Here is a 932-nt window from a genome sequence, read left to right as displayed (position 1 = left end):
TGGTACTACGCGCGCTATTGTTCTCCGAACAGAGATGATCAAATGCTTGATCCAAGTGCAGCAAACTACTGGCTACCTGTGGATCAGTACATTGGTGGTATTGAGCACGCGATTCTTCACCTACTCTACTCTCGTTTCTATCACAAGCTATTACGTGATGTTGGTCTCGTTGAAAGTGATGAGCCGTTTAAGCGCTTGCTTTGTCAAGGCATGGTGCTAGCTGATTGCTTCTATCAAGAAGATGAGCAAGGCGGAAAAATTTGGATTTCGCCAACAGACGTTAAAGCAGAAACTGACGACAAGGGCAAAGTATCACGCTATGTCAAATTAGAAGACGGCTCTGAAGTTCTTAGCGCTGGCATGGGCAAAATGTCGAAGTCTAAAAACAACGGTATTGATCCTCAAACAATCATCGATCAATTCGGTGCTGACACAGTGCGTTTGTTCATGATGTTTGCTGCTCCACCTGAGCAATCGCTTGAATGGTCAGACAATGCAGTAGAAGGTGCTAACCGATTCCTTAAGCGTTTATGGAAAAATGTCGACAACCACCTGACCAATGGCGGAAAAGTTGAACTTGACCAGAATGCATTAAACGAAGAACAAAAAGCTGTTCGTCGTAAGACACATGAAACCATCAAAAAAGTAAGTGACGATTTAAACCGTAGACTTACGTTCAACACTGCCATCGCAGCTGTTATGGAATTGATGAATAGCGTTAGTAAATTTGTTGATGTTAGTGAGCAAGGCCGTGCAGTTTCTCACGAAGCACTTGAAACCGCTGTATTATTGCTAGCTCCGATTACACCGCATATCTGTCATACTCTATGGAAAGAACTAGGAAATGACGCCGACGTGCTCACTGCGCCATGGCCTTTATGCGATGAAAGTGCACTTGTAAAAACAAGTCAGCAAATCGTTGTACAAGTAAA

Annotated in this window: 1 protein-coding gene; it reads left to right on the top strand. The window is 43.6% G+C overall.

Going from position 1 to position 932, the window contains the following annotated elements; genetic code table 11:
- Nucleotides 1-932, top strand: a 932-nt coding sequence (locus tag A3762_RS20570) for a class I tRNA ligase family protein (protein WP_156493636.1), incomplete at both ends; no start/stop codon positions are given.

The organism is Oleiphilus sp. HI0125 (genome assembly GCF_001635355.1).
Note: the sequence above shows the minus strand (reverse complement) of the source record. Positions and strands in the feature narration are given on the sequence as shown.